Annotated in this window: 21 protein-coding genes; 13 read left to right on the top strand and 8 right to left on the bottom strand. The window is 59.9% G+C overall.

Going from position 1 to position 20405, the window contains the following annotated elements; all coding sequences use genetic code 11:
- Positions 1–130 precede the first annotated feature (130 nt).
- Positions 131–850 (bottom strand): SDR family NAD(P)-dependent oxidoreductase, encoded by a 720-nt coding sequence (locus AB8B29_RS07245; RefSeq protein ID WP_113118607.1) that lies wholly within the window; start codon positions 848–850, stop codon positions 131–133.
- Between the two features lie 134 nt (positions 851–984).
- Between AB8B29_RS07245 and AB8B29_RS07240 the strand changes: the two genes are divergently transcribed.
- The 5 genes from AB8B29_RS07240 to AB8B29_RS07220 all read left to right on the top strand — a co-directional run bounded on the left by AB8B29_RS07240 (position 985) and on the right by AB8B29_RS07220 (position 7034).
- On the top strand, positions 985–1914 hold the full coding sequence (locus AB8B29_RS07240; protein WP_113118606.1) for a LysR family transcriptional regulator: 930 nt from the start codon (positions 985–987) through the stop codon (positions 1912–1914).
- A gap of 804 nt (positions 1915–2718) precedes the next feature.
- A complete protein-coding gene (locus AB8B29_RS07235; protein ID WP_113118605.1) occupies positions 2719–3888 on the top strand; it encodes a septal ring lytic transglycosylase RlpA family protein in 1170 nt (389 codons plus the stop codon).
- Between the two features lie 70 nt (positions 3889–3958).
- Entirely contained in the window at positions 3959–5170 is a 1212-nt protein-coding gene (locus AB8B29_RS07230) for a D-alanyl-D-alanine carboxypeptidase family protein (protein ID WP_113118604.1), read from the top strand.
- Between the two features lie 152 nt (positions 5171–5322).
- Positions 5323–6006 (top strand): dTMP kinase, encoded by a 684-nt coding sequence (gene tmk, locus AB8B29_RS07225; RefSeq protein WP_113118603.1) that lies wholly within the window; start codon positions 5323–5325, stop codon positions 6004–6006.
- Positions 6003–7034: a DNA polymerase III subunit delta' gene (locus tag AB8B29_RS07220; RefSeq protein ID WP_113118602.1), complete on the top strand. Its 1032-nt coding sequence runs from the start codon at positions 6003–6005 to the stop codon at positions 7032–7034. Before tmk ends, AB8B29_RS07220 begins: the two co-directional genes overlap by 4 nt.
- Here the strand turns inward: AB8B29_RS07220 and AB8B29_RS07215 are convergent.
- The 3 genes from AB8B29_RS07215 to AB8B29_RS07205 are packed head-to-tail and all read right to left on the bottom strand — an operon-like array spanning position 7031 to position 8770.
- A complete protein-coding gene (locus AB8B29_RS07215; RefSeq protein WP_113118601.1) occupies positions 7031–7870 on the bottom strand; it encodes an MBL fold metallo-hydrolase in 840 nt (279 codons plus the stop codon). The two genes, AB8B29_RS07220 and AB8B29_RS07215, sit on opposite strands and share 4 nt — an antisense overlap.
- 21 nt (positions 7871–7891) lie before the next feature.
- Entirely contained in the window at positions 7892–8218 is a 327-nt protein-coding gene (locus AB8B29_RS07210; RefSeq protein ID WP_037202814.1) for a hypothetical protein, read from the bottom strand.
- 6 nt (positions 8219–8224) lie between these two features.
- The gene (locus AB8B29_RS07205) at positions 8225–8770 is read right to left on the bottom strand and encodes a hypothetical protein (RefSeq protein ID WP_037202140.1); all 546 of its coding nucleotides are present in this window, start codon (positions 8768–8770) and stop codon (positions 8225–8227) included.
- 168 nt (positions 8771–8938) lie between these two features.
- On the opposite strand from AB8B29_RS07205, the gene AB8B29_RS07200 reads away from it, so the two are divergent.
- A complete protein-coding gene (locus AB8B29_RS07200) occupies positions 8939–9838 on the top strand; it encodes a LysR substrate-binding domain-containing protein (RefSeq protein WP_037202137.1) in 900 nt (299 codons plus the stop codon).
- Between the two features lie 16 nt (positions 9839–9854).
- Here AB8B29_RS07200 and AB8B29_RS07195 read toward each other — a convergent pair whose 3' ends face one another.
- Entirely contained in the window at positions 9855–10655 is an 801-nt protein-coding gene (locus AB8B29_RS07195) for a sulfite exporter TauE/SafE family protein (protein ID WP_037202813.1), read from the bottom strand.
- 250 nt (positions 10656–10905) lie between these two features.
- On the opposite strand from AB8B29_RS07195, the gene metG reads away from it, so the two are divergent.
- The 5 genes from metG (at position 10906) to AB8B29_RS07170 (ending at position 15116) form a co-directional block, all read left to right on the top strand.
- Positions 10906–12459 carry a methionine--tRNA ligase gene (gene metG / locus AB8B29_RS07190; RefSeq protein WP_113118600.1) on the top strand — a complete coding sequence of 518 codons (1554 nt, stop codon included), beginning with the start codon at positions 10906–10908 and terminating at the stop codon, positions 12457–12459.
- Positions 12460–12467: 8 nt separating this feature from the next.
- A complete protein-coding gene (locus AB8B29_RS07185) occupies positions 12468–13250 on the top strand; it encodes a TatD family hydrolase (protein WP_047638116.1) in 783 nt (260 codons plus the stop codon).
- A 4-nt stretch (positions 13251–13254) separates the two neighbouring features.
- A complete protein-coding gene (locus AB8B29_RS07180; protein WP_047556754.1) occupies positions 13255–14082 on the top strand; it encodes an MBL fold metallo-hydrolase in 828 nt (275 codons plus the stop codon).
- A complete protein-coding gene (locus tag AB8B29_RS07175; protein WP_047556756.1) occupies positions 14079–14570 on the top strand; it encodes a YbaK/EbsC family protein in 492 nt (163 codons plus the stop codon). Before AB8B29_RS07180 ends, AB8B29_RS07175 begins: the two co-directional genes overlap by 4 nt.
- A gap of 66 nt (positions 14571–14636) precedes the next feature.
- Positions 14637–15116 (top strand): SRPBCC family protein, encoded by a 480-nt coding sequence (locus AB8B29_RS07170; RefSeq protein ID WP_113118599.1) that lies wholly within the window; start codon positions 14637–14639, stop codon positions 15114–15116.
- Positions 15117–15265: 149 nt separating this feature from the next.
- Here AB8B29_RS07170 and AB8B29_RS07165 read toward each other — a convergent pair whose 3' ends face one another.
- Together AB8B29_RS07165 and AB8B29_RS07160 are read right to left on the bottom strand one after the other, a co-directional pair.
- Positions 15266–16120: a D-alanyl-D-alanine carboxypeptidase family protein gene (locus AB8B29_RS07165; protein WP_037202121.1), complete on the bottom strand. Its 855-nt coding sequence runs from the start codon at positions 16118–16120 to the stop codon at positions 15266–15268.
- Positions 16121–16362: 242 nt separating this feature from the next.
- Positions 16363–16554 (bottom strand): DUF1127 domain-containing protein, encoded by a 192-nt coding sequence (locus tag AB8B29_RS07160; protein ID WP_208865003.1) that lies wholly within the window; start codon positions 16552–16554, stop codon positions 16363–16365.
- 138 nt (positions 16555–16692) lie between these two features.
- Here AB8B29_RS07160 and AB8B29_RS07155 point away from each other — a divergent pair, with 138 nt between their 5' ends.
- Positions 16693–17586, top strand: coding sequence for a LysR family transcriptional regulator (locus tag AB8B29_RS07155; protein ID WP_047638113.1), 894 nt, complete (start codon positions 16693–16695; stop codon positions 17584–17586).
- A 42-nt stretch (positions 17587–17628) separates the two neighbouring features.
- On the opposite strand, the gene AB8B29_RS07150 is transcribed toward AB8B29_RS07155, so the two are convergent.
- A complete protein-coding gene (locus tag AB8B29_RS07150) occupies positions 17629–18285 on the bottom strand; it encodes a dihydrofolate reductase family protein (RefSeq protein WP_047638111.1) in 657 nt (218 codons plus the stop codon).
- Positions 18286–18515: 230 nt separating this feature from the next.
- Here AB8B29_RS07150 and AB8B29_RS07145 point away from each other — a divergent pair, with 230 nt between their 5' ends.
- Positions 18516–20405, top strand: a complete 1890-nt coding sequence (locus AB8B29_RS07145) for an ABC transporter ATP-binding protein (RefSeq protein WP_113118250.1) — start codon at positions 18516–18518, stop codon at positions 20403–20405.

Raw genomic sequence — 20405 nt, 5'->3', positions numbered from 1 at the left:
TCAGCCCCTCAACTTCGGCGATCATTACCGAATAAAGAGCCAATGTCGATGGTGGCAGTTTCATGGATCGGCTCAGCTGATATTCTTGCGCTCTGACGCGCTATATTCAGAAATGCTGCGCCGGTGACGTTCACCAAGGAACGGTTTTCCCCATACGATCGAGGTATTCGAGACCGGGTCTGCCCCGCTTCGTGAGAAGCACCTCCACGATACTGGGAATAGCCTCTTCCATGCTGAGTGGCGCGTTCGGACCGCCCAGCGCCGTGCGGATCCAGCCCGGAGCCATCAGCACCAAGGCGCGCGGCTCGCTTGCATGGCGCGCAGCGTAGCTTCGCATATACTGGTTCAGAGCCGACTTGCTGCCGCGATAGACTTCAAACCCACCGTTCGTGTTGTTGGCGATGCTGCCCTGTCCTGACGACATGACGCCGATGAGGCCATCTGCGGGGACAAGATCCTGCAGCGCCTCGATGGTCCGCATGGGACCAAGTGCATTCGTGACCATCACGCGGATGAACTCCTCGGTGGATACCTCGGCGATGGTCTCGTTGGGATTCGCGTTGGCGGTGCCGGCGTTCACGAACAGGATGTCGAACACCCGGCCCGACAAGCGAGCACGAAGTGCCGCTATCTGCTCCGGTTCGCAGATGTCGACGGTCTCGACCTCGATGCGGCCCGGGTTCTCGTCGGCCAGGTCATGCAGCTCAGTTCGGCCTTCGACCGGGCGCTTCGTGCCGACGACGTTCCACCCCCTTTTTAGGAGTTCGGCGGCCATGGCGTGTCCGAGGCCACGCGATGCGCCGATGAGAAGAATCGTGCCTGCGATGTCGTGTGAAATGGTTGATGACATAGGGGCTATCTTTCGTTGTGCGGTGTCGGCAGCGAATATGAGCGCCTCATTGGATTGACGCCAGACGCACAGGATGCACATTATTGTTGCATCAGGCGCTATGTTGTGGGCGTCAAGTGATGTAGGTTGCGGTTGTGGACAATCTCGACCTGAACCTGCTTCCGGCGCTCGACGCACTGCTGACCGAGGTTAGCGTGACCGGCGCTGCGCGCCGTCTCGGCCTCAGTCCTTCCGCCATGAGCCGGACCCTCGCACGGCTCCGGTCCGCCACGGGCGACCCGCTGCTTGTGCGCGCCGGGCGCGGACTTGTCCCAACGCCCCGCGCCACCGAGTTGCGCGATCGGGTTCACGAGCTTGCTCGCGAAGCTCGAGCTGTTCTCAGCCCGCAGGCTGGCCAATTTGAAATCGCCACGCTGGAGCGGACCTTCGCCATTCGCGCCAACGAGGGCTTTATCGCGCTGTTCTCTGCTCCCCTGGTGGCCGCCATTGCCGACGCGGCGCCAAGGGTCCGCCTGCGGTTCGCACCTAAACCTGTCAAGGATGCCGCGCCGCTCCGAGAAGGGCAGATCGATCTTGAAATTGGCGTTCTCGGAGAGTTTGCGCCGGAGGTGCGCACCCACTTCCTCTTCCGCGACAAATTCCTGGGTGTAGTCAGGGATGGGCATCCTTTGCTGAAGGGTCCCGTAACACCCGAGCGCTATGCGGCGTCCAGGCATATCGCGGCGTCGCGAAAGGGGAGTTTTACAGGGCCAGTCGATGATGCCCTGGAGAAACTCGGTCTCAGCCGGGAGGTCATCGCTGTCGTGCCCGGATTCCCGGACGCCTTGCGCATCGCGCGCCAATCTGACCTGGTCGCGCTTGTGCCGCGCTCGTGTCTCGGAAATGGCCTGGTCGGCACCGAACCGTTCAGCCAGGGCTTGGTGAGCTTCGAGCTTCCCGTCGCTACGCCAGAAATCCTAATATCGGCGATGTGGCATCCCCGAATGGATGCCGATCCAGCCCATCGCTGGTTCCGCAATACGGTGGTGGGAGTGTGCCGGAGGGCAGTGCCACTATTTTCATGAAAGTTGACGCTATCCGCTTCTTCGGCGAGGAGATCAGACGACTGCCGGTGAGTCGGTCTCCGCAGGACGAACACCATCATCATCCGTGGTAGGGTAGGGAACAGCGGAGCAATCCATAGGCGTCAGAAAGCTATGGAGCAAGTTAGGTGGCTATAGAGTAGACATAGTGCCATCTTCTTCGTTCGTGGCCCGTCAGTCATCATTGACAAAAACTAAGCTTGTCTTATTGCTAGGGCGCTTCAGTCGGATTTGACCCCTGACCTGGCAAATGTGGCCTAGTCGTCTCCAGCGGCTAGGCCACTTCAATTCCAGCGTTTTGAAACGGCTCAGCGTCGTCTCATCCAATAGGGCGGCCATTCGTCTTTACGAATCTTTTGGTTTCAACGCATGGGCCATCGATACCGAGGCGCTGAAGGTCGGCGACGTCTATCACCACGAAACACTGATGCGCCGCGATACAGTTTCCTGAACTGGGCCTTCGCTTCTTGTCAAAGGCACATCTCTGACGGCCACAATTTGCTCTGATCTGTCCCGATCCGGGACCCTTGATGAAGACAGAGGGAAGACCAGCTGTTCGAGCGGTTTGCCGTCTTGCCCGGTATTTCAGGCAAATCCCATTTTACCGCAGATTAACCATGATCTTCGGTATTTCCCCAGTGCGCTCAATTTGCATCGCAAAATCGACAAACTCTAATCATGATTAAAGTACCGTTAGGTGATTGAGGCGTAGCTGGATACCGGAATGAGGGATGTACCGGTTATAGCAGACCTCCGTCAGAATTATTGAGTAGCGGCGTGGGACAGATGAAATTCGAAAATCGTGCGGTGACATACGCAACGGGTATGCGTTGGTTTGCTCTCTCACTGATGTGCGCAACCATCACTGCCTGTGGAACGTCTCAGAAGGTTGCCTCGACGCGCCAGCACGGCAAGGAATATTTCTCCGAGAAGGAATATGGCGTGAAGGCCAGTCCGCGGGTTGTCGCCAACGGGCCTGTTCCCAAGGGCGGCGGCCGCTTCATGGTCGGCAATCCGTATCAGGTGAAGGGCAAGTGGTACTATCCCAAGGAAGACTACGGCTATAACAAGGTCGGTATCGCTTCCTGGTACGGCTCGGCGTTTCACGGCCGCCTGACCGCCAATGGCGAAGTTTACGACCAACAGTCGCTGACCGCTGCGCATCCGACTTTCCCATTGCCGAGCTATGCGCGCGTCACCAATGTCGAAACCGGTTCCTCCATCATCGTTCGCGTCAACGATCGCGGCCCCTATCACCCCGGCCGCATCATCGATCTTTCCAACAAGACGGCGCAGATGCTCGATCTCCAGCACAGCGGCACCGGCGACGTGCGCGTGCAATATGTCGGCCGCGCCCGCATGGACGGCCACGACGACCCCTATCTGATGGCCTCATACATCCCCAAGGGTTCGCGCCTGCCTAGCATCAATCCCGGCGGCCAGATCGCAACGGGCGTGATGGTTGCCTCGAATGGCAGGATGACCGCCGACCAGCTGCCGGATTCGGATAATCCCGTCCGCGTCGGCCGCCAGCAGCGCAGCTTCGATCGCGCGCCGTCGATCGCCCCCATTCCGCGCCAGTCTCCCTATTCGGCCACGGCTTTCGCCGGCTCGACGCCGGACACGGCCTACAACGGCAACAAGCGCAACAATCCGCCGCCGATGACCTGGAACGGCGGCGCGATGCCGTCTGCCGAGCCTTCCGAGCCCGTCATGGTCGTTCTGCCGCTGATCGGACCGATCCCTTACGACCGTCCGGATTTCGCTCCGGGCATGGCAAGCATCAACGATCCGTCGATCGGTTCGATGGTCGCCGCCTATCAGAATGCCCCGGTCAAGACTGTCTATGTCGATCTTGCTTTCGACGCCGTCATGGTTCGCAACGACGGACTGACGCAGGAGTCGATCCTCTCGGCCTATCGCCGCCAGCATCAAGGCACGACGCAGGTTGATTGATCGGCGTCATTGCCTGAATCTTCACCCGTCACTAAAATAAAGGTGCCGGTGGTCGGATTGAGGGGACGGTATGCCAAAGCGCTTGATTCTTTTGTTCCTTTTTCTCCTGGGCATCGGCAATGTGGCAGCCATGGCGCAGCCGGCCGTTCCGGGCGCGTTCGATACGAAAGCCGCCCAGGCATTCATGATCGAGGCCTCTACAGGCACCATTCTCCTTGCGAAAAACGAGGATCAACCGATTTCGCCGGCTTCGCTTGCGAAGCTCATGACTCTGGACGTCGTCTTCGATGCTATTGGGCGAGGGGAGATCTCGCTCGATACGGAATATCCCGTCTCGGAAAATGCCTGGCGAACGGGCGGCGCGCCATCGCGTGCGTCGACGATGTTTGCCGCGCTGAAGTCGCGTGTGCGGGTAGGCGACCTCATTCAGGGCGTCGCCGTGCAGCAGGCCAATGATGGCTGCATCGTTCTGGCGGAAGGGATTTCGGTGAGCGAACGCGAGTTTGCCCGGCGCATGACGTCGCGTGCGCGGGAGCTCGGCATGACGCGGGCTGTCTTTACCAACTCCACCGGTTTGCCTGACGCCAACGACCCCAACGGCGGCGGCAAGGTCTCGCTGCGGGAACTGGTGGCCCTGGCGCAGGATCTCCAGCAGAAGCATCAGGATCTCTACAAATATTTCGGCCAGGCGGATTTCACCTGGAACAAGATCTACCAGCGCAACAAGAACCCGTTGCTGCTGCTCAATATCGGCGTCGATGGCCTTGGGCTGGGCTTTACCGAAGGCGAGGGTTTTTCAATCGTCGCCTCGGTGCAGCGCGACGGCCGCCGGCTGTTCCTGGCGCTTGGCGGCCTGAAGAACGACAAGGAGCGGACAGAAGAGACCCGTCGCGTGCTCGAATGGGGCCTCAGCAATTTCAAGAGCCAGCGCATTTTCGCCGACGGCGAGGTGATCGGCGATGCCAGCGTCTATGGCGGCGCGCAATCGACGGTGGGACTGCTGGCCAAGACGCCCGTCGATGTCTACGTGCCGGTCGACACGCCTGACCGTCTGTCCGCGCGAATCGTCTACCGCTGGCCGCTGACGGCGCCCGTGGCCGGGGACTATGAAGCCGGGACGCTTCGTGTGTTCCTGGGCGCGCGACTGGTGCGCGAATTGCCGCTTTACACAAAGGAATCAATCGCTCAAGGCACGCTCAGCCGTCGCGCGTTCGATGCCTTCATGGAATTGACCGAATCCCTGCTATTCTCCTGGCTCTGGGACAAGCCTTTGCCGACCTGACGGGTTGCATGGCTCGCGAAATCCCTGTTCACACCCCATATAGAATGGCGGGCGCCGATACATGCACGGTTCCACCCCGGCATGTCTTGGGTTAAACAAGAGACGTATCGCGTGCCGAGCGGACGGCAGGCGAAAAGTGCAGGACATGATCATTGGCTGATGCAAACGGATTATTCGTAAGCTTCGAAGGCGGGGAAGGGGCCGGGAAATCCACCCAGATCCGCCGGTTGGCCGAACGGTTGCGCGAGCTCGGCCACGACGTGCTGGTCACGCGCGAGCCGGGCGGCTCTCCGGGTGCCGAAGCCGTCCGCCATGTATTGCTCTCCGGGGCCGCCGAGATGTTCGGCACGCGCATGGAGGCCATCCTCTTTGCCGCTGCGCGCAACGATCATGTCGAGGAAGTCATTCGCCCGGCGCTGGCGCGCGGCACCATCGTCCTTTGCGATCGTTTCATGGACTCGTCTCGCGTCTATCAGGGCGTAACCGGCAATCTCGAAGCCGATTATATCGAGGCGTTGCAAAGGGTTGCCGTCAATGGCGTTATTCCCGATTGCACGCTGATCCTCGACATTCCCGCCGAGATCGGGCTTGAGCGCGCGCGCAAGCGCGCCTCTGCCGTCACAGCGCCGGATCGCTTCGAAAAGGAAGAGATGCAGACCCATGAGAAACGCCGGGAGGCCTTTCTCGATATCGCCGCGCGCGAACCGGATCGCTGCCACGTCGTCGACGCGCTCCGCTCGGAAGACGAGATTGCCGAGGACATTGCCGCGATCGTCGACAGGCGGCTCGGACCCGCCACCAATATCTCTTCTGCGAGATCGGAAGCGGCGCAATGAGCGAGGAACGGCCCGGCGTTCTCGACGGCGCGATCCCTCCACAGGACAATCCCAGGCTCTTCGGCCATGAGGAGGCGGAAGCCTTCCTGGCGCAATCCTATCGCTCCGGCAAGGGTCATCATGCCGTGCTGATCGAGGGACCCGAGGGGATAGGCAAGGCGACGCTCGCCTTTCGTTTCGCCAATCATGTCCTGTCCCATCCCGACCCGGCATCCGCGCCCGAGACGATCGGAGATCCCGATCCGTCCTCGGCCATCAGCCGTCAGATTTCCGGCGGGGCATCCCACAATCTGCTGCATCTCTCCCGTCCCATCGACGACAAGACCGGCAAGGTGAAATCCGCAATCACGGTGGATGAGGTGCGTCGCGCCGGAAAGTTCTTTTCGCAGACCTCCGGCACCGGCAACTGGCGGATCGTCATCATCGATCCAGCCGACGACCTCAACCGCAACGCCGCCAACGCCATCCTGAAAATTCTCGAGGAGCCGCCGAAGCGGGCGCTGTTCCTCGTCCTGTCGCATGCGCCGGGCAGGCTTCTGCCGACGATCCGTTCGCGTTGCCTGCCACTGAAACTAGCGCCGCTCGGAGACGAGGCTCTGCGCCTGGCGCTCGAGAATCTCGGCGTGCCGGCCGGGAAGGGGAGTGAATTGCTCCCGGCGGCCAAGGGCAGCGTCAGCGAGGCGCTCAAGCTGCTGAATTATGGCGGCGGAGACATCATCGATGCCTATCGGCAGGTTCTCTCGGCGGATGGACCGGCGGCCCGCAAGGCGATGCACCGCCTAGCCGATGCGCTTTCGGGCAAGGACAGCGACACGATCTTCGGCTTCTTCATATCCCATATCGGCGATGATATCGCAGACCGCGCAAGGGCCGCCGCACTTGGCGGATATATCGGCACGGCGGAGAGATTGGCCCGTCTCCACTCCGAGACCACCGAACGGCTCAATGTGTCGCAGGCCTACAATCTCGATCGCAAGCAGACGCTCATTACAGTCCTCGGTGAACTTAAGCAGCAGCTTTCGGCTTAAGTTAGCTGAGCATAGATGACGCGATAGCTTCCGTCCGCCCGCTCGATGTGCGCAAAGCCGAGTTCGCCGAGGTGCATACCGGCGATCAGCAGCCTTTCGGAGTTGACGAGATCCAGCAACCTCGACCGTGTGGCCGCAGCGAGATGTGAATCCTGATCGAACGCGATCGACACATCCGGTCGCGGAACCTGAATCTGGGGGAAATGGACAACATCTCCCCAGACCAGCAGATTCCGGTCGCAAGATTCGAGACGATAACCGGTGTGCCCGACCGTGTGGCCCGGCAGCGGCATCGCCGTCACGCCGGGAAGCACCTCACCGGCATCGAAGGTGCGCAGTCTGTCGCGATAGCCGTCGAACGCCTGACGCGCCAGGAAGAAGTTGCCACGGGCGCGACCGGAGGCGCGGCTCAGATTGCCGTCATCCTGCCAGAATGCGATTTCCCGATGGTGAGCAACAAGCTCGGCATTCGGAAAGGCGGCTTCTCCTGAAGCGCTCACCAGCCCACCGACATGATCGGGATGGGCATGTGTCAACAGGATCGTGTCGATCCCGGAAGGCTGGACGCCGGCCAGCGCGAGATTGGCCTTCAGCCCACCACCCCACTGTTTGAAGCCACCCCCTCCCGCGTCGATCAGGATAGTGCGACCACCGCCACGCACCAGGTAGCAGCTGATGTGGATCGCGGCATGATCCTTCACGCCCGCCTTCTCCTGCATGTGTGAGGCATCTGCCGGGGCGATATTCGAGAGCAGGTCGAGGCTGCCGGCGAGATAGCCATCGCTGATGGCCGTGATTGTTAAGTCGCCGACCTGCTGGCTGGGAATATCTGTCATCGGTTCTCTCTGAGCGTCAGCTCAATTTCGTGCGTAGATGCTCGACGCTGCATAACCAAAGCAACGGATGCGCGCGGTGAGGTCGAGATTGCGCCTGATGGCTTCATCCAGGCCTTCCATGAACCGCTCCATCACCGGCGGCGACCGAAAGGGTTCAAGGCGATATTGGATTTCTGCAAAGACGGGGTGACCTCGCCCATGCCGAACAGCGACATAGATAACATGCACACTGACTAATGCGGCCCGTAGGATGCCCGTGCAGAGTTCGGTGCATTGCTCCGCGAGGGCCGCGAGTGCTCCGTCCGGCGGCATCCTATCTGCGGGGATGAATATCGTGACATTCGGCATCGGCGCTTACCGAGGCTTCGCGAAGGCGCCGCCGTTGCCGTTCGTCAACTGCGTCGTCATCGGCTCATAAATGTGGACGTCTTCCGGCAGACGCTCGAGGTCAGGCGTCTTGGTGCGCTCCACCTTGGCGAGCCAGCGGTATTCGGGGAACTTTTCCATAGCGACCGCCTGCATCGCCTGTGGAGCGAGGCCTAACCGGATCAGAGGCTCGGGGCCCTTTGCGCTCAACGCCAGATATTCGCCCTCATCGATTGCTGGCGCCCGCTCGACGCCATCATAAAGGTTTCGGTGCCAGTCAGTGATGTGCTGCTGCCAGCGCGCGAAATTGCCGCCGCCCTTTTTGCGATATTTTTCACCCGTCAGAACATCGAGGCCGTCGATCGAATGAATGGCGAGATAGACGGGGCAGCCGCGGCTCAACGCCTTGAAACGCTGCGAGGTTTGGAAACCGCTCACTGAAATGAGGGCTGGCAGTTTGTCCAGACTATAGAACTCATTCCATTCCGCTTCGCTGTGTGGATCGGCAAAGCTGCATTCTACCGTATAGATCATCGTATCACCTCCGACCGTTGCACCGGCTTCCGATCTTGTTTCTCATTGATATTTGATCATGATAAACTACCGATCACGGCCAATATATCGACATCGGGTCATGCTTCAGTGATTTAATATCAAGGTAACGGCGGATCGTGTGCCGAGCCATCATGTCAGGAACCACTCATGCGCCGTAAGATTCCAAGCAATTCCGCACTCATGGCGTTCGAGGCATCGGCTCGTCACGGAAGCTTCGCTCGCGCTGCCGACGAATTGGCCCTGACCGAAGGGGCGATCAGCCGCCAGATAGGCCGGCTCGAAGCTTTCCTCGGCGTCACGTTGTTCGAGCGCGTCGGCAATCGCGTTCGGCTTTTGCCCAATGGAGAACGTTATGCAATTCAGGTTCGTGAGTCGCTGGATCGGCTGGAACGTGACAGTCAATATCTGATGGGTGAGCCGAGCGACGGCGGGAGTATCGACATCGCCACCATCCCGACTTTCGCCGCTCGCTGGCTCATCCCCCGTTTGATGCATTTTCGGGAAAAGCACCCGAATATTATCGTGCATCTTGCCGAGCGGATGGAGCCTTTTGTCCTTGCGGGAAGCGGTTTCGACGCTGCGATCCATTTCGAGCATCCTGCGTGGACCGGAATGAGAACACACCGACTGCTGCATGAAACCTTGGTTCCTGTTTGCCATCCGGCGCTTCTCGATCGAGGTGAGGGCAGGGTATCGCTTAATGAACTGCCGCGCCTCCATCGACGCCAAAACCCGGATGCCTGGCAACGCTATGCACAGGAGACAGGGATCGTATTGACCAATCCTACGATCGGTCCCCGTTATGATCTGCATGTCATGCTGATTGAGGCCGCGCTAGCGGGGCTCGGCGTCGCGCTGGTGCCGCGCCTCTATGTTGAAACAGAATTGGCGGAAGGTCGCTTGATTGCGCCTTGGCCTGACGGTCAGTCGATCTCCAAAACCTTCTGCCTCATCCTGCCGGAGCCGATCCGATTGAGTGACGGCCCAATACAGGTTTTTGCAAATTGGCTTCTCATGGAAGCGCGGACGGCAAACCCTGCGATCTGAAGGCGATGGAATTGCCTCAAGGAAAGATAAGCTTCCAGGCGACGATCGTCAGCGTGACGGCGAGAATGATGCGCACGGATCGCTCGTGCAGACGCGGCGCCAGCAGGCTGCCGGCGACGATGCCGGGAATGGACCCGACGAGCAGCGCGAACAGCATGGTCCAGTTGATCTCGCCGATGAACCAGTATCCCATGCCGCCGATCAGGGTCAGCGGCACCGCATGCACGATGTCCGAGCCGACGATCTCGCGGACGTCCGTTTGCGGATAAAGCACCAGCAGCACGGTGACGCCAAGCGCACCGGCGCCGACCGATGTCATCGTGACGAGTATTCCGAGCAGGAGGCCGAGAGTGACGGTCAGCAAGGCGATGGTGCGCGGCGTGAGCGTGCCGCGCTCGCCGCGCCATTTCCGTATGGCATTCAGTATCTGCCCACGGAAGATCAACATGAGCGCCGTCAGCAGCAGAAGACAGCCGAGAGACAGGGTGATGGTGTGGGCGACCGCTGGGCTCTCGCGATTGACGCCGGCCATGATCCAGAGCATGGCCAGTGCTGCCGGGACGCTGCCCGAGGCCAATAGGCTGACCACTCTCCAATTGACGCGTCCATGCATGCCGTGGACGGCTGTTCCCGCCGTTTTCGTAATTGCGGCATAGAGCAGGTCGGTGCCAACGGCGGTCGCCGGATGCACGCCGAACAGCAGCACCAGCAACGGTGTCATCAACGACCCGCCGCCAACGCCGGTAATGCCGACCAGCATGCCGACGAAGAAGCCGGAAAGGGAATAGAGTGGTTGAAAGGAAGTGATCAAACTCAAAACCACGGCCCTATAAAGCCGTTGGACAGGCTGCTAAAAAAATCAATGAAATTCACGATGATCTCTGTCCTGCGCTTTGGTTCCTCGAAGGGGTAAAGCCGAGGCGGGACCCTGTCAAGCAAGGCACGCTTCTGGAGTTCCGAATGCTGCGCGCGCGAAACTTGGTGTTTCGCTCCCGGCAAACATGCGCTAAAGCGAGCGGAGCCAAGAATAACAGAGATGCAACCGTAAAAGCGGATCCCTGCCTGACATGACCGAAAAGACCCCGTTCTACATCACCACCGCAATCGCCTATCCCAATGGCAAGCCGCATATCGGCCATGCCTATGAGCTGATTGCCACCGATGCCCTGGCGCGATTCCAGCGCCTGGATGGGCGCGACGTGTTTTTCCTGACGGGTACGGACGAACATGGCCAGAAGATGCAGCAGACGGCGCGCGCCGAGGGCCTGACGCCGCAGCAGCTCGCCAACCGCAATTCCGACGAATTCCAGGCGATGGGCAAGCTGCTGAATGCGTCCAACGACGACTTCATCCGCACGACCCAGCCGCGGCACCACGAGACCTCTCAGAACATCTGGAACCTGATGGCCGATGCCGGCGACATCTACAAGGATTCCTACGCCGGCTGGTATTCGGTTCGCGACGAAGCCTACTACCAGGAAAACGAAACCGAGCTGCGCGCCGACGGCGTGCGCTACGGGCCTCAGGGCACGCCGGTCGAATGGGTGCAGGAGGAAAGCTATTTCTTCAAGCTCTCCGAATATCAGGACCGGCTGCTGAAGCTCTATGAGGAAAACCCCGACTTCATCGGTCCGGCAGAGCGCCGCAACGAGGTGATTTCCTTTGTAAAATCCGGCCTGAAGGATCTGTCGGTCTCGCGCACCACGTTCGACTGGGGCATCAAGGTGCCAAACGATCCGGCGCACGTCATGTATGTCTGGGTCGATGCGCTGACGAACTACATTACCGCCACCGGCTACATCGAGGACCGCAACAATCCGCGGGCGAAATACTGGCCGGCCGACGTGCACATCATCGGCAAAGACATCATCCGCTTCCACGCCGTCTACTGGCCAGCCTTCCTGATGTCGGCAAGGCTGCCGCTGCCGAAGCGCGTCTATGCTCACGGCTTCCTGCTCAACAAGGGCGAGAAGATGTCGAAGTCGCTCGGCAACGTCGTCGATCCGGTCAACCTCGTAAACCATTTCGGTCTCGACCAGGTGCGCTATTTCTTCCTGCGCGAAGTCTCCTTCGGCCAGGACGGAAGCTATAGCGAAGAGGCAATCGGCACGCGTATCAACTCCGACCTCGCCAACGGCATCGGCAATCTCGCCAGCCGCTCGCTGTCGATGATCGTCAAGAACTGCGACGGGCAGATTCCCGAATGCGGCCCGCTGACCGACGAGGACAAGGCTCTTCTCGCGCAAGCCGACGCGTTGCTGGCCTCGACCCGCGAAGATATGGGCAAGCAGCTCATCCACCGCGCGCTGGCGTCTATTATCGCCGTCGTTTCGGAGACGGACCGCTATTTTGCAAGCCAGGAGCCTTGGGCGCTGAAGAAGACCGACCCGGCTCGCATGGCGACAGTGCTCTATGTCACGGCCGACGTCGTGCGCCAGATCGGCATTCTGCTGCAGCCATTCATGCCGGATTCGGCCGCCAAGCTGCTGGATCTCATCGCCATTCCCTCAGACAAGCGTGATTTCGCAGCGCTCGGCGAGGCAGGCCGCCTCGTTGCGGGAACGCCGCTGGAAGCCCCCAAGCCGGTCTTCCCGCGCTATGTCGCGCCGACCGTCGAATAGGGTTTTCCATGCTGATCGATACGCATTGCCACCTGGATTTTGCCGACTTCGAGGAGGAGCGTGACGCGATCGTCTCGCGTGCCCACGAAATGGGCGTCAAGCAGATGGTCACGATCTCGACCAAGGTCCGGAAGCTCGATGGGCTGTTAGCGCTCACCGAGCGCTACCCATCGGTTTTCTGTTCGGTCGGCACGCATCCAAACAGTGCCGATCAGGAACTTGATATCCAGACCGAAGATCTCGTCCGGCTGGCAAACCAGCATGAAAAGATCGTCGCGATCGGCGAGGCGGGGCTCGATTATTTCTACGATACCGTCAAGCCCGAAGACCAGAAGACCGGCTTCCTGCGCCATATCGCGGCTGCCCGCGAAACGCAGCTGCCGCTTGTCATTCACAGCCGCAGCGCCGACGAGGACATGGCCGCGATCCTGACGGAGGAAACAGGGAAGGGGGCCTTTCCCTTCATCCTCCATTGCTTCTCGGCCGGCCCTGCCCTTGCCCGGACGGGCGTCGAGCTTGGCGGTTATATCTCGTTCTCCGGTATCCTGACCTTCCCGAAGTCGGAAGAGCTGCGCGACATCGCCAAGACGATCCCGCATGATCGGCTTCTGGTCGAGACCGACGCGCCGTATCTCGCGCCGAAGCGCTGGCGCGGCAAGCGCAACGAACCGTCCTATGTCGTCAACACAGCCGAGGTATTGGCGGAGACGATCGGCGTCAGTATGGACGAGATCGCCGAAATCACCACGGCGAATGCCTTCCGCTGCTTCTCGAAGATGACAAGGGTCTGACAGCGTGACATACCGGCGGCGCTTCACCATATTGGGTTGTTCCTCGTCGCCGGGCGTGCCGCGCATCACCGGCGACTGGGGTGCCTGCGATCCGAAAAACGCGAAGAACCGCCGCACGCGCGCGGCTTTTCTCGTTGAACAAATCGCACCGGATGGCGGCATCACGACCGTCGTCATCGATACGGGTCCGGATTTCCGCGAGCAGATGATCCATGCCGGCGTCAGCTCCGTCGATGCCGTGCTTTATACCCATGCTCATGCCGACCATATTCACGGCATCGACGATCTGCGCGGCTTCTTTCATAATTCCCACGAGCGGATCCCGATCTATGCCGATCCGCCGACCATGGATCGCATTCGCGAGGGCTTCCGCTATTGCCTGGAAACGCCGCCCGGCAGCAGCTATCCGCCGATCGTCCGGCCGGTCCTGATTGAAAGCCTCGACAAGAGCTTCACGATCGAAGGGGCAGGCGGTCCGATCCGCTTCTGGCCGCACAAGCAGCTGCATGGCGATATCCACTCGCTCGGCTTTCGCATCGGCAACCTTGCTTATTGCAGCGATATCAGTGATTTCCCGGCAGAATCCGTTGAAAGAGTTCAAGATCTCGACGTCCTGATCATCGATGCCTTGCAGTATCGGTTTCATCCAAGCCACCTGTCGCTGGAGCAATCGCTCGCCTGGATCGAACGGCTGCGGCCGAAGCATGCTATCTTGACCCATATGCATACGCCGCTCGATTATGAAACCGTGCTGGCGGAAACGCCCGATCATGTCGAGCCGGCCTACGACCAGATGCAGATCGAGCTCGACGTGGAGGATGACGATCTATGAGCGAAGACAGCAGGAAGCTTTCGAGCCTGGAACGCGTCGAGCTTGCGGCGCGCAATCTGGGTCTGGATATCTCGATCAAGCGCATGGATCAACCGACGCGGACAGCCGAAGAGGCCGCCAAGGCAGCCGGATGCGCCGTTGGCCAGATCGTCAAGTCACTGGTCTTCGTCAATGCCGATACGCACGGCCTGACATTGCTTCTCGTCTCCGGCGCACACAACGCCGATACGGCCTATATCGCGGCGACTTACGGGATCCGCCTGAAACGCGCCGATATCGACCGCGTTCGCGACGAAACAGGCTTCGCCATCGGCGGCGTCGCGCCGATCGGTCATCTCGTCGAGCTGCCTGTTTTCGTCGATGAAAGCCTCTTGGCCTATGATCAGGTCTGGTGCGCGGCCGGACGGCCAGACAGCATATTTGCCTGCAATCCGAAGCTGCTTGCCGAGAAGATCGCGGCAAAGGTGATCCGCATCAAGGCAAGCTGATGATGCAATAATCGTCACTTGGGTCACGCGCGGATCGCTGTAGCGGTGCATGACAAGGAGGACGCAGTGAGCGACGCTTCAAGCAAGAAGAGAACGGACACGGCATCGAGAGTGATCCGAGCTTCGCCGCACGCGATCTTTCAGGCATTCGTCGATCCGGCCGCCTTGATCTCCTGGCGTCCGCCGCAAGGCATGACGGGACAGATCCACGCATTCGACCCTCGTGAAGGCGGAAGCTATCGGCTGACGCTCACATATAACGCACCGGATCATTCAACACGCGGTAAAACCTCCGAGCACACCGACATCGTTTCCGGGCGGTTCCTGGAAATCGTTCCTGAAGTCCGCATCGTCCAGGCGGTGGATTTTCAATCGGACGATCCGGCATTTGCGGGAACGATGGTCATGACCTGGTCCTTGGACGTCGTTCCATCCGGCACGAAGGTGACCATAATTTGCGAAGACGTGCCGCACGGCATCCGCAAGGAAGACCACGACGAAGGACTGAAGTCGACTCTCGGAAACCTTGCTAAGTATCTGGAATAGTTAGAATATTCTACAATTCTCGTAGTTCGCTCAACCGCATTTTAGTTCCATAATCTATCTTATCTGATCTTTATATGTAGCCTGGATGGGTTCAAGAATGAAGTGCGACTTGCGAATGATTTCAATGGGTTGTCACTCGCAAGCAGAAATCAGTTCGCCAAGCTCTGCTTTGGGGCACTCGTAGAAACCGTGGCCGTCGTTGCCGTCGGAGCCCAATAGGTGTCTAAAAGGCTTGCCATTTTGTCATCGCGAATCCGTGCGGTCTTCTCGCCCATCACCACACCGACGACGCGGCGGCCGTTCTTCGTCGCAGATGTCACGAGATTGTAGCCGGAAGCATCGGTGTAGCCGGTTTTGATGCCATCGGCGCCGGCATAGCGATACATCAGATTGTTATGGCCGCGTAGTTTCATGCCGCGGAATTTTATGCCGCGCATCGAGAAAAGCTTGAATTCCTCCGGAAAGTCTCGCATCAGTGCGACGCCGAGCGTTGCCAGGTCGCGGGCCGTCGTCACCTGTTCGGGATCGGGCAGGCCGGAGGCATTCTTGAAGACGGTGTTGCTCATGCCGAGTTGATGCGCCTTTTCAGTCATCATCTTGCCGAAGCTGTCCTCGGAGCCGCCGAGCTGCTCCCCGATCGCAACGGCTGCGTCATTGGCCGAGAGGACGACGATGCCTTGGACCGCTTCCCGCACGGTGACCTTGCCACCGACGCCGACCGCCAGTTTGAAGGGCTCCTTGCTTTCGGCATTCTCCGACATGGTCAAATTCTGATCCCACTTCAGGCGGCCGTCATGCAGCGCTTCGAAGGCAAGATAGAGCGTCATCATCTTCGTAAGCGAAGCCGGATAGTTCAGCTCATCCTGGTTCGATGCCTCCAGCGTCTGGCCGCTCTGCACATCCACGAGGTAGCTCGCCTGCCCGGCCTCCGCCGTCGAAAGGGTGCCGAAAAAAAATACGGAAGAGATCGCCGTGGCAAGGAGCAAGGAGGTCGTCTTGAACATGAATGTCTGCAGTCTCTGTGATTGGCGGGCCGGACGGAAAGGCGGTCGCCCGGGGGCGTATGAACTGTCGGTCTTCGAAGGCGAAAGATCGGGCAAATCTATGGCGGAAAAAAGAGCGGTGCCACAAAAAATGGGTTATCCACCTCGCTCAGATATCGCTGCTGGGCCCCTCCTCCATCGAGCAATCCGCAACATCCTGCTGTTCAGGGTACCCGGCCATCGGCTCTGGCGCCTTGGACCTTCTAGCCCCAGAACCAGGACTTGTTAATTTCGGCACGCGCTTCCGCGGGTGTCACGCCGATATCCCGAAGCTGGTCGTCGGTCAGATCGCGCAGATTGCCTCTTGTCTCTCGCTTTTCGAGATAGGACAAAAGCGCTGCCAGTGCCGGCCGCAGGAATCCTGGTTTTCGCTTGTCCTTGTCCACGCTTGGCATCGCTGCCGTCGATCTTTCGATATCAATTGTCATCTGCATATTCCCCAAGCTCGTCTCATCGGACATGGTTTAGGATGCACTGGCGCTTGCTGCGAAGGAAGCTTATGGTCTTAATGCAACCCATAAGGAATCCTTCTGATGTTCAATCTGGATCAGCTTGCCGCCTTTGTCAGCGTCGTCGATCTCGGCAGCTTCACGGCGGCTGCCGACAAGGTCGGGCTGACGCAGCCCGCCGTCAGCCTTCAGGTGAAGCTTCTGGAGCAGCGCCTCGGGGTAAGGCTGATCGAGCGCGTCGGACGGCGGGCGCAGCCGTCGCCGGCCGGACTTGAGCTGCTTCCCCAAGCGCGCCGTATCATCGAAGCCTGCACCATGGCAGAAGAGGCGATGACGCCTTTTCGCGAGGGATCGGTCGGCCGCGTGCGGATCGGCAGCGGCGGTACGGCATCGATCCATCTGCTACCCCGCGCCATCGCCATAGCGAAGCAGCGCATGCCTGATCTCGAAATCATCGTCCGTATCGGCAATATTGACGAGATTCTGCGCGATCTCGAAGCCAATGCGCTGGACCTCGCGGTGGTGGCCCTGCCCGCCGCCGGCCGTTCGCTTGAGGTCGAACCGTTCCATGATGACGAGCTTTTGGCCGTGGGGCCGAAGCGAAGCGTCATACCGGAAGGCGGACCGGATGCGGACTTCATGAAAGACAAGACGCTACTGCTTTACGAAGGCGGAAACACCCGTCGCGTCACGAACGAATGGTTCGCGACGGCTGGGGTTCGCCCGGAGCCGGCCATGGAGTTTGGAAGCGTCGAGGCCATCAAGGAGCTGATCGCCGCCGGCCTCGGGTGGTCCATCCTCCCGGATATGGCACTGAGGCGCGACAAGTCCGACCTGCTGGTGACCTCGCCGCTCAGACCGAGGCTCGTTCGGCAACTCGGCATAGTGTTGCGCCGGGATAAGCATCTCACAAAGGGTCTTCGTGAAATCATCAAATCCCTTCGCGAACTTCGAAGCAGCCGGGAACACGAAGCCTAATCTCGATCGAAAAACACCCCTTCGAGCTCCCCGCCTCCACGGTTATTCCAGGCGGTTGCGCCGCTCGATCTCGTCGTCGGACGGATCCGGCAAGGCGAACGAGCCCGTCTTGACCGGGCCGTCCGGCTTATAAGTCGCGATGATGACACCGGTCGGAGAGATTTGGCTGCGCAGGAGCTTCATTGCTGTGGGAACCGCGCCGTCGCCGAACAGTTTCTTGGCGCCGCCAAGCACAAGCGGAAAGGTCAGCAGGCTGAATTCGTCGATCAGCCCGTTGCGAAGCAGAGTCTGGATGAGGTTGCTGCTGCCCTGGATCAGCAGATCCGGCCCCTCGTCCGCCTTCAATTGCTTGATCGCCGCAACGACGTCGCTGCCGAGCGATCGGCTGTTGTTCCAATCCAGTTTGCCGCTTCCGCGCGTCGCGACATATTTGGTGATCCTGTTGAATTGCTTGGCGATGGGATCATCGTCGCCGACATGCGGCCAATGGGCGGCGAAGATATCGTAGGTCTTGCGTCCGAGCAGTAGGTCGAACGGCTTTTCAAAAACCTCGAAAAGCGCCTTGCCGGTCGCTTCGTCGAAATAATGAAATGTCCAGCCGCCATGCTCGAAACCGCCAGACGGATCCTCCTGTGGACCGCCGGGCGCCTGCATGACGCCGTCAAGGCTGATGAATGTCGCTGCTATGACCTTGCGCATGATGTCCTCCGTGCTTTTGGGGTCGTGCCCAAAGGACGTGTCGCCGATTACCGCTCCTACAACGCCTCGAAAAAATTTTCGAACACGCAATCTAACGTTCGCGCGGTACTTGTGACCAATTGACTCTTGAACGTCGCCACGGAATCGGCAAAATTCATCCTATCAATAGTTCCCCTGAGATACGAACCCGACTCTGGGACCGCCTCGTTCGAAAATACCTGGATAAAAGCGTGAGCAGCGATTCATCAAGAAGCGCCGCGAAGTCCTTGGCTTCGCGTGCGCATGTCAATGCGGCCGGTTGGGGGCAAGGTCTCTCGACGATCGTGCGGATCACCCATATGACACTGCGCCATCCATGGCAGACAAGCTTCGCCATTGGGGCAACTTTTGTAGCTGCAACGTTACAGTTGATGATACCTCGACTGCTTGGCCACGCGGTCGACCAGACGCAGACGGCGGTCGCCGGTGGCGCTGCGGGCCAGATTGCCGAGAATGCACTCCTGACGACCGCCCTGCTCCTGCTCACGGTCAGCATTCTGCGCGGCCTGTTCACGATGGTGCAGAACTACTACAGCGAGGCGGTCGGTCATCACATGGGCTACGAGCTCAGGCTCGCCTGCTACGAAAAGATCCAGCAGCTCTCCTTCAGCTTCCACGACAAGATGCATTCCGGCGATCTCATCACCGTCGGACTGCTCGATCTGGAAGGCGTGCGCATGTATTTCTCCACCGCGCTGGTGCGCATGCTGCTGCTGAGCATGCTGATCGGCGTCGGCGCCTACATGCTGCTGTCGACGGATGTCGTGCTCGGCCTGCTTGCCTTGAGCTTCGTGCCCTTCGTGGCCTGGCGCTCCTCTGTCACGCAGCTGAGACTGCGCTCGACATGGCTCGACCTGCAGGAACGCCTCTCGGTACTCACCCGCGTGATGGAAGAAAATCTCGGCGGCATCCGCGTTGTGCGCGCCTTTGCTGCGCAGGCGCATGAGATCCTGAAATTCGACCGGGCGTCGCATAGTGCGCTGACCCTCGCCCATCGGCGTGTCGGCATCCGCGTCATCAACACCAGCGCCATGAACCTCTCCTTTTTCATCGCCATGGGTCTCGTGCTCTGGATGGGCGGTCTCAAGGTGATCGCGGGCCAGATCAGCGTCGGCACCCTCGCCTCCTTCCTGACCTTCATGACCATCCTGCAGATGCCGGTGCGCCAGCTCGGGCTGATGGTCAATGCCTTCGCCCGCGCCTCGACTTGCGGCTCGCGCCTCTTTGCGCTGCTCGATCTCGATATCGCCATCAAGGACGCACCCGACGCAAAGCCGCTTGCGGTAACGGAAGGTGTGCTGCGCTTCGAGAATGTCGGTTTCAGCTATCCGGGTCCGGAAAAGCGCCCGGTGCTGAAGAATATCAGTTTCGAGGCAAGGCGCGGCGAAACGATCGGCATCGTCGGCCCGCCCGGCAGCGGCAAATCCACCATCGCCCATCTCATCCCGCGTTTCTACGACATCACCTCCGGCCGGATCACGATCGACGGCCAGGATATCCGCAAGGCGACGCTGCAATCCTTGCGACAGAACGTTGCCGTCGTGCAGCAGGATTCCTTCCTGTTCACGACGAGCATCGAGAACAATATCGCCTATGGCGACCCCTGGGCAAAAGAAGGCCGGATTGAGCGTGCCGCCGAGTCGGCCCAACTACACAATTATATTCTCGGCCTGCCTGCCGGCTACACCACTGTCGTCGGCGAGCGCGGCGTGTCGCTCTCCGGTGGCCAGCGCCAGCGCCTGACGATCGCACGCACGCTGATGCTGAAACCGGCTGTCATGGTGTTCGACGACTCGACGGCCGCGATCGACGCGGCGACGGAGCAGCGCATCCGCAGCGCCATGAAACGCTTTGCCCGCGATCGGGTAACGCTGGTGGTGGCGCACAGGCTGAGTTCACTGATGCACGCCGACCAGATCCTGTTCATCGAGAGCGGCGAGATCATCGAGCGCGGAACCCATGAGCAACTGTTGGCCGCGGGAGGGCGGTACAAGGCGCTTTACGATCTGCAGGTTCGCCCGGAGGACGATGTCGTCAAGACATCCGGCGGCAGGCTCGCAAGAGCGAAAGGGGAGGTCTGA

The organism is Rhizobium sp. 11_C7_N12_5 (genome assembly GCF_051811145.1).
GTDB lineage: Bacteria > Pseudomonadota > Alphaproteobacteria > Rhizobiales > Rhizobiaceae > Rhizobium > Rhizobium lusitanum.
The sequence above is the reverse complement of the archived record's forward strand: the minus strand, read 5'-3'. Positions and strand labels throughout refer to the sequence as shown.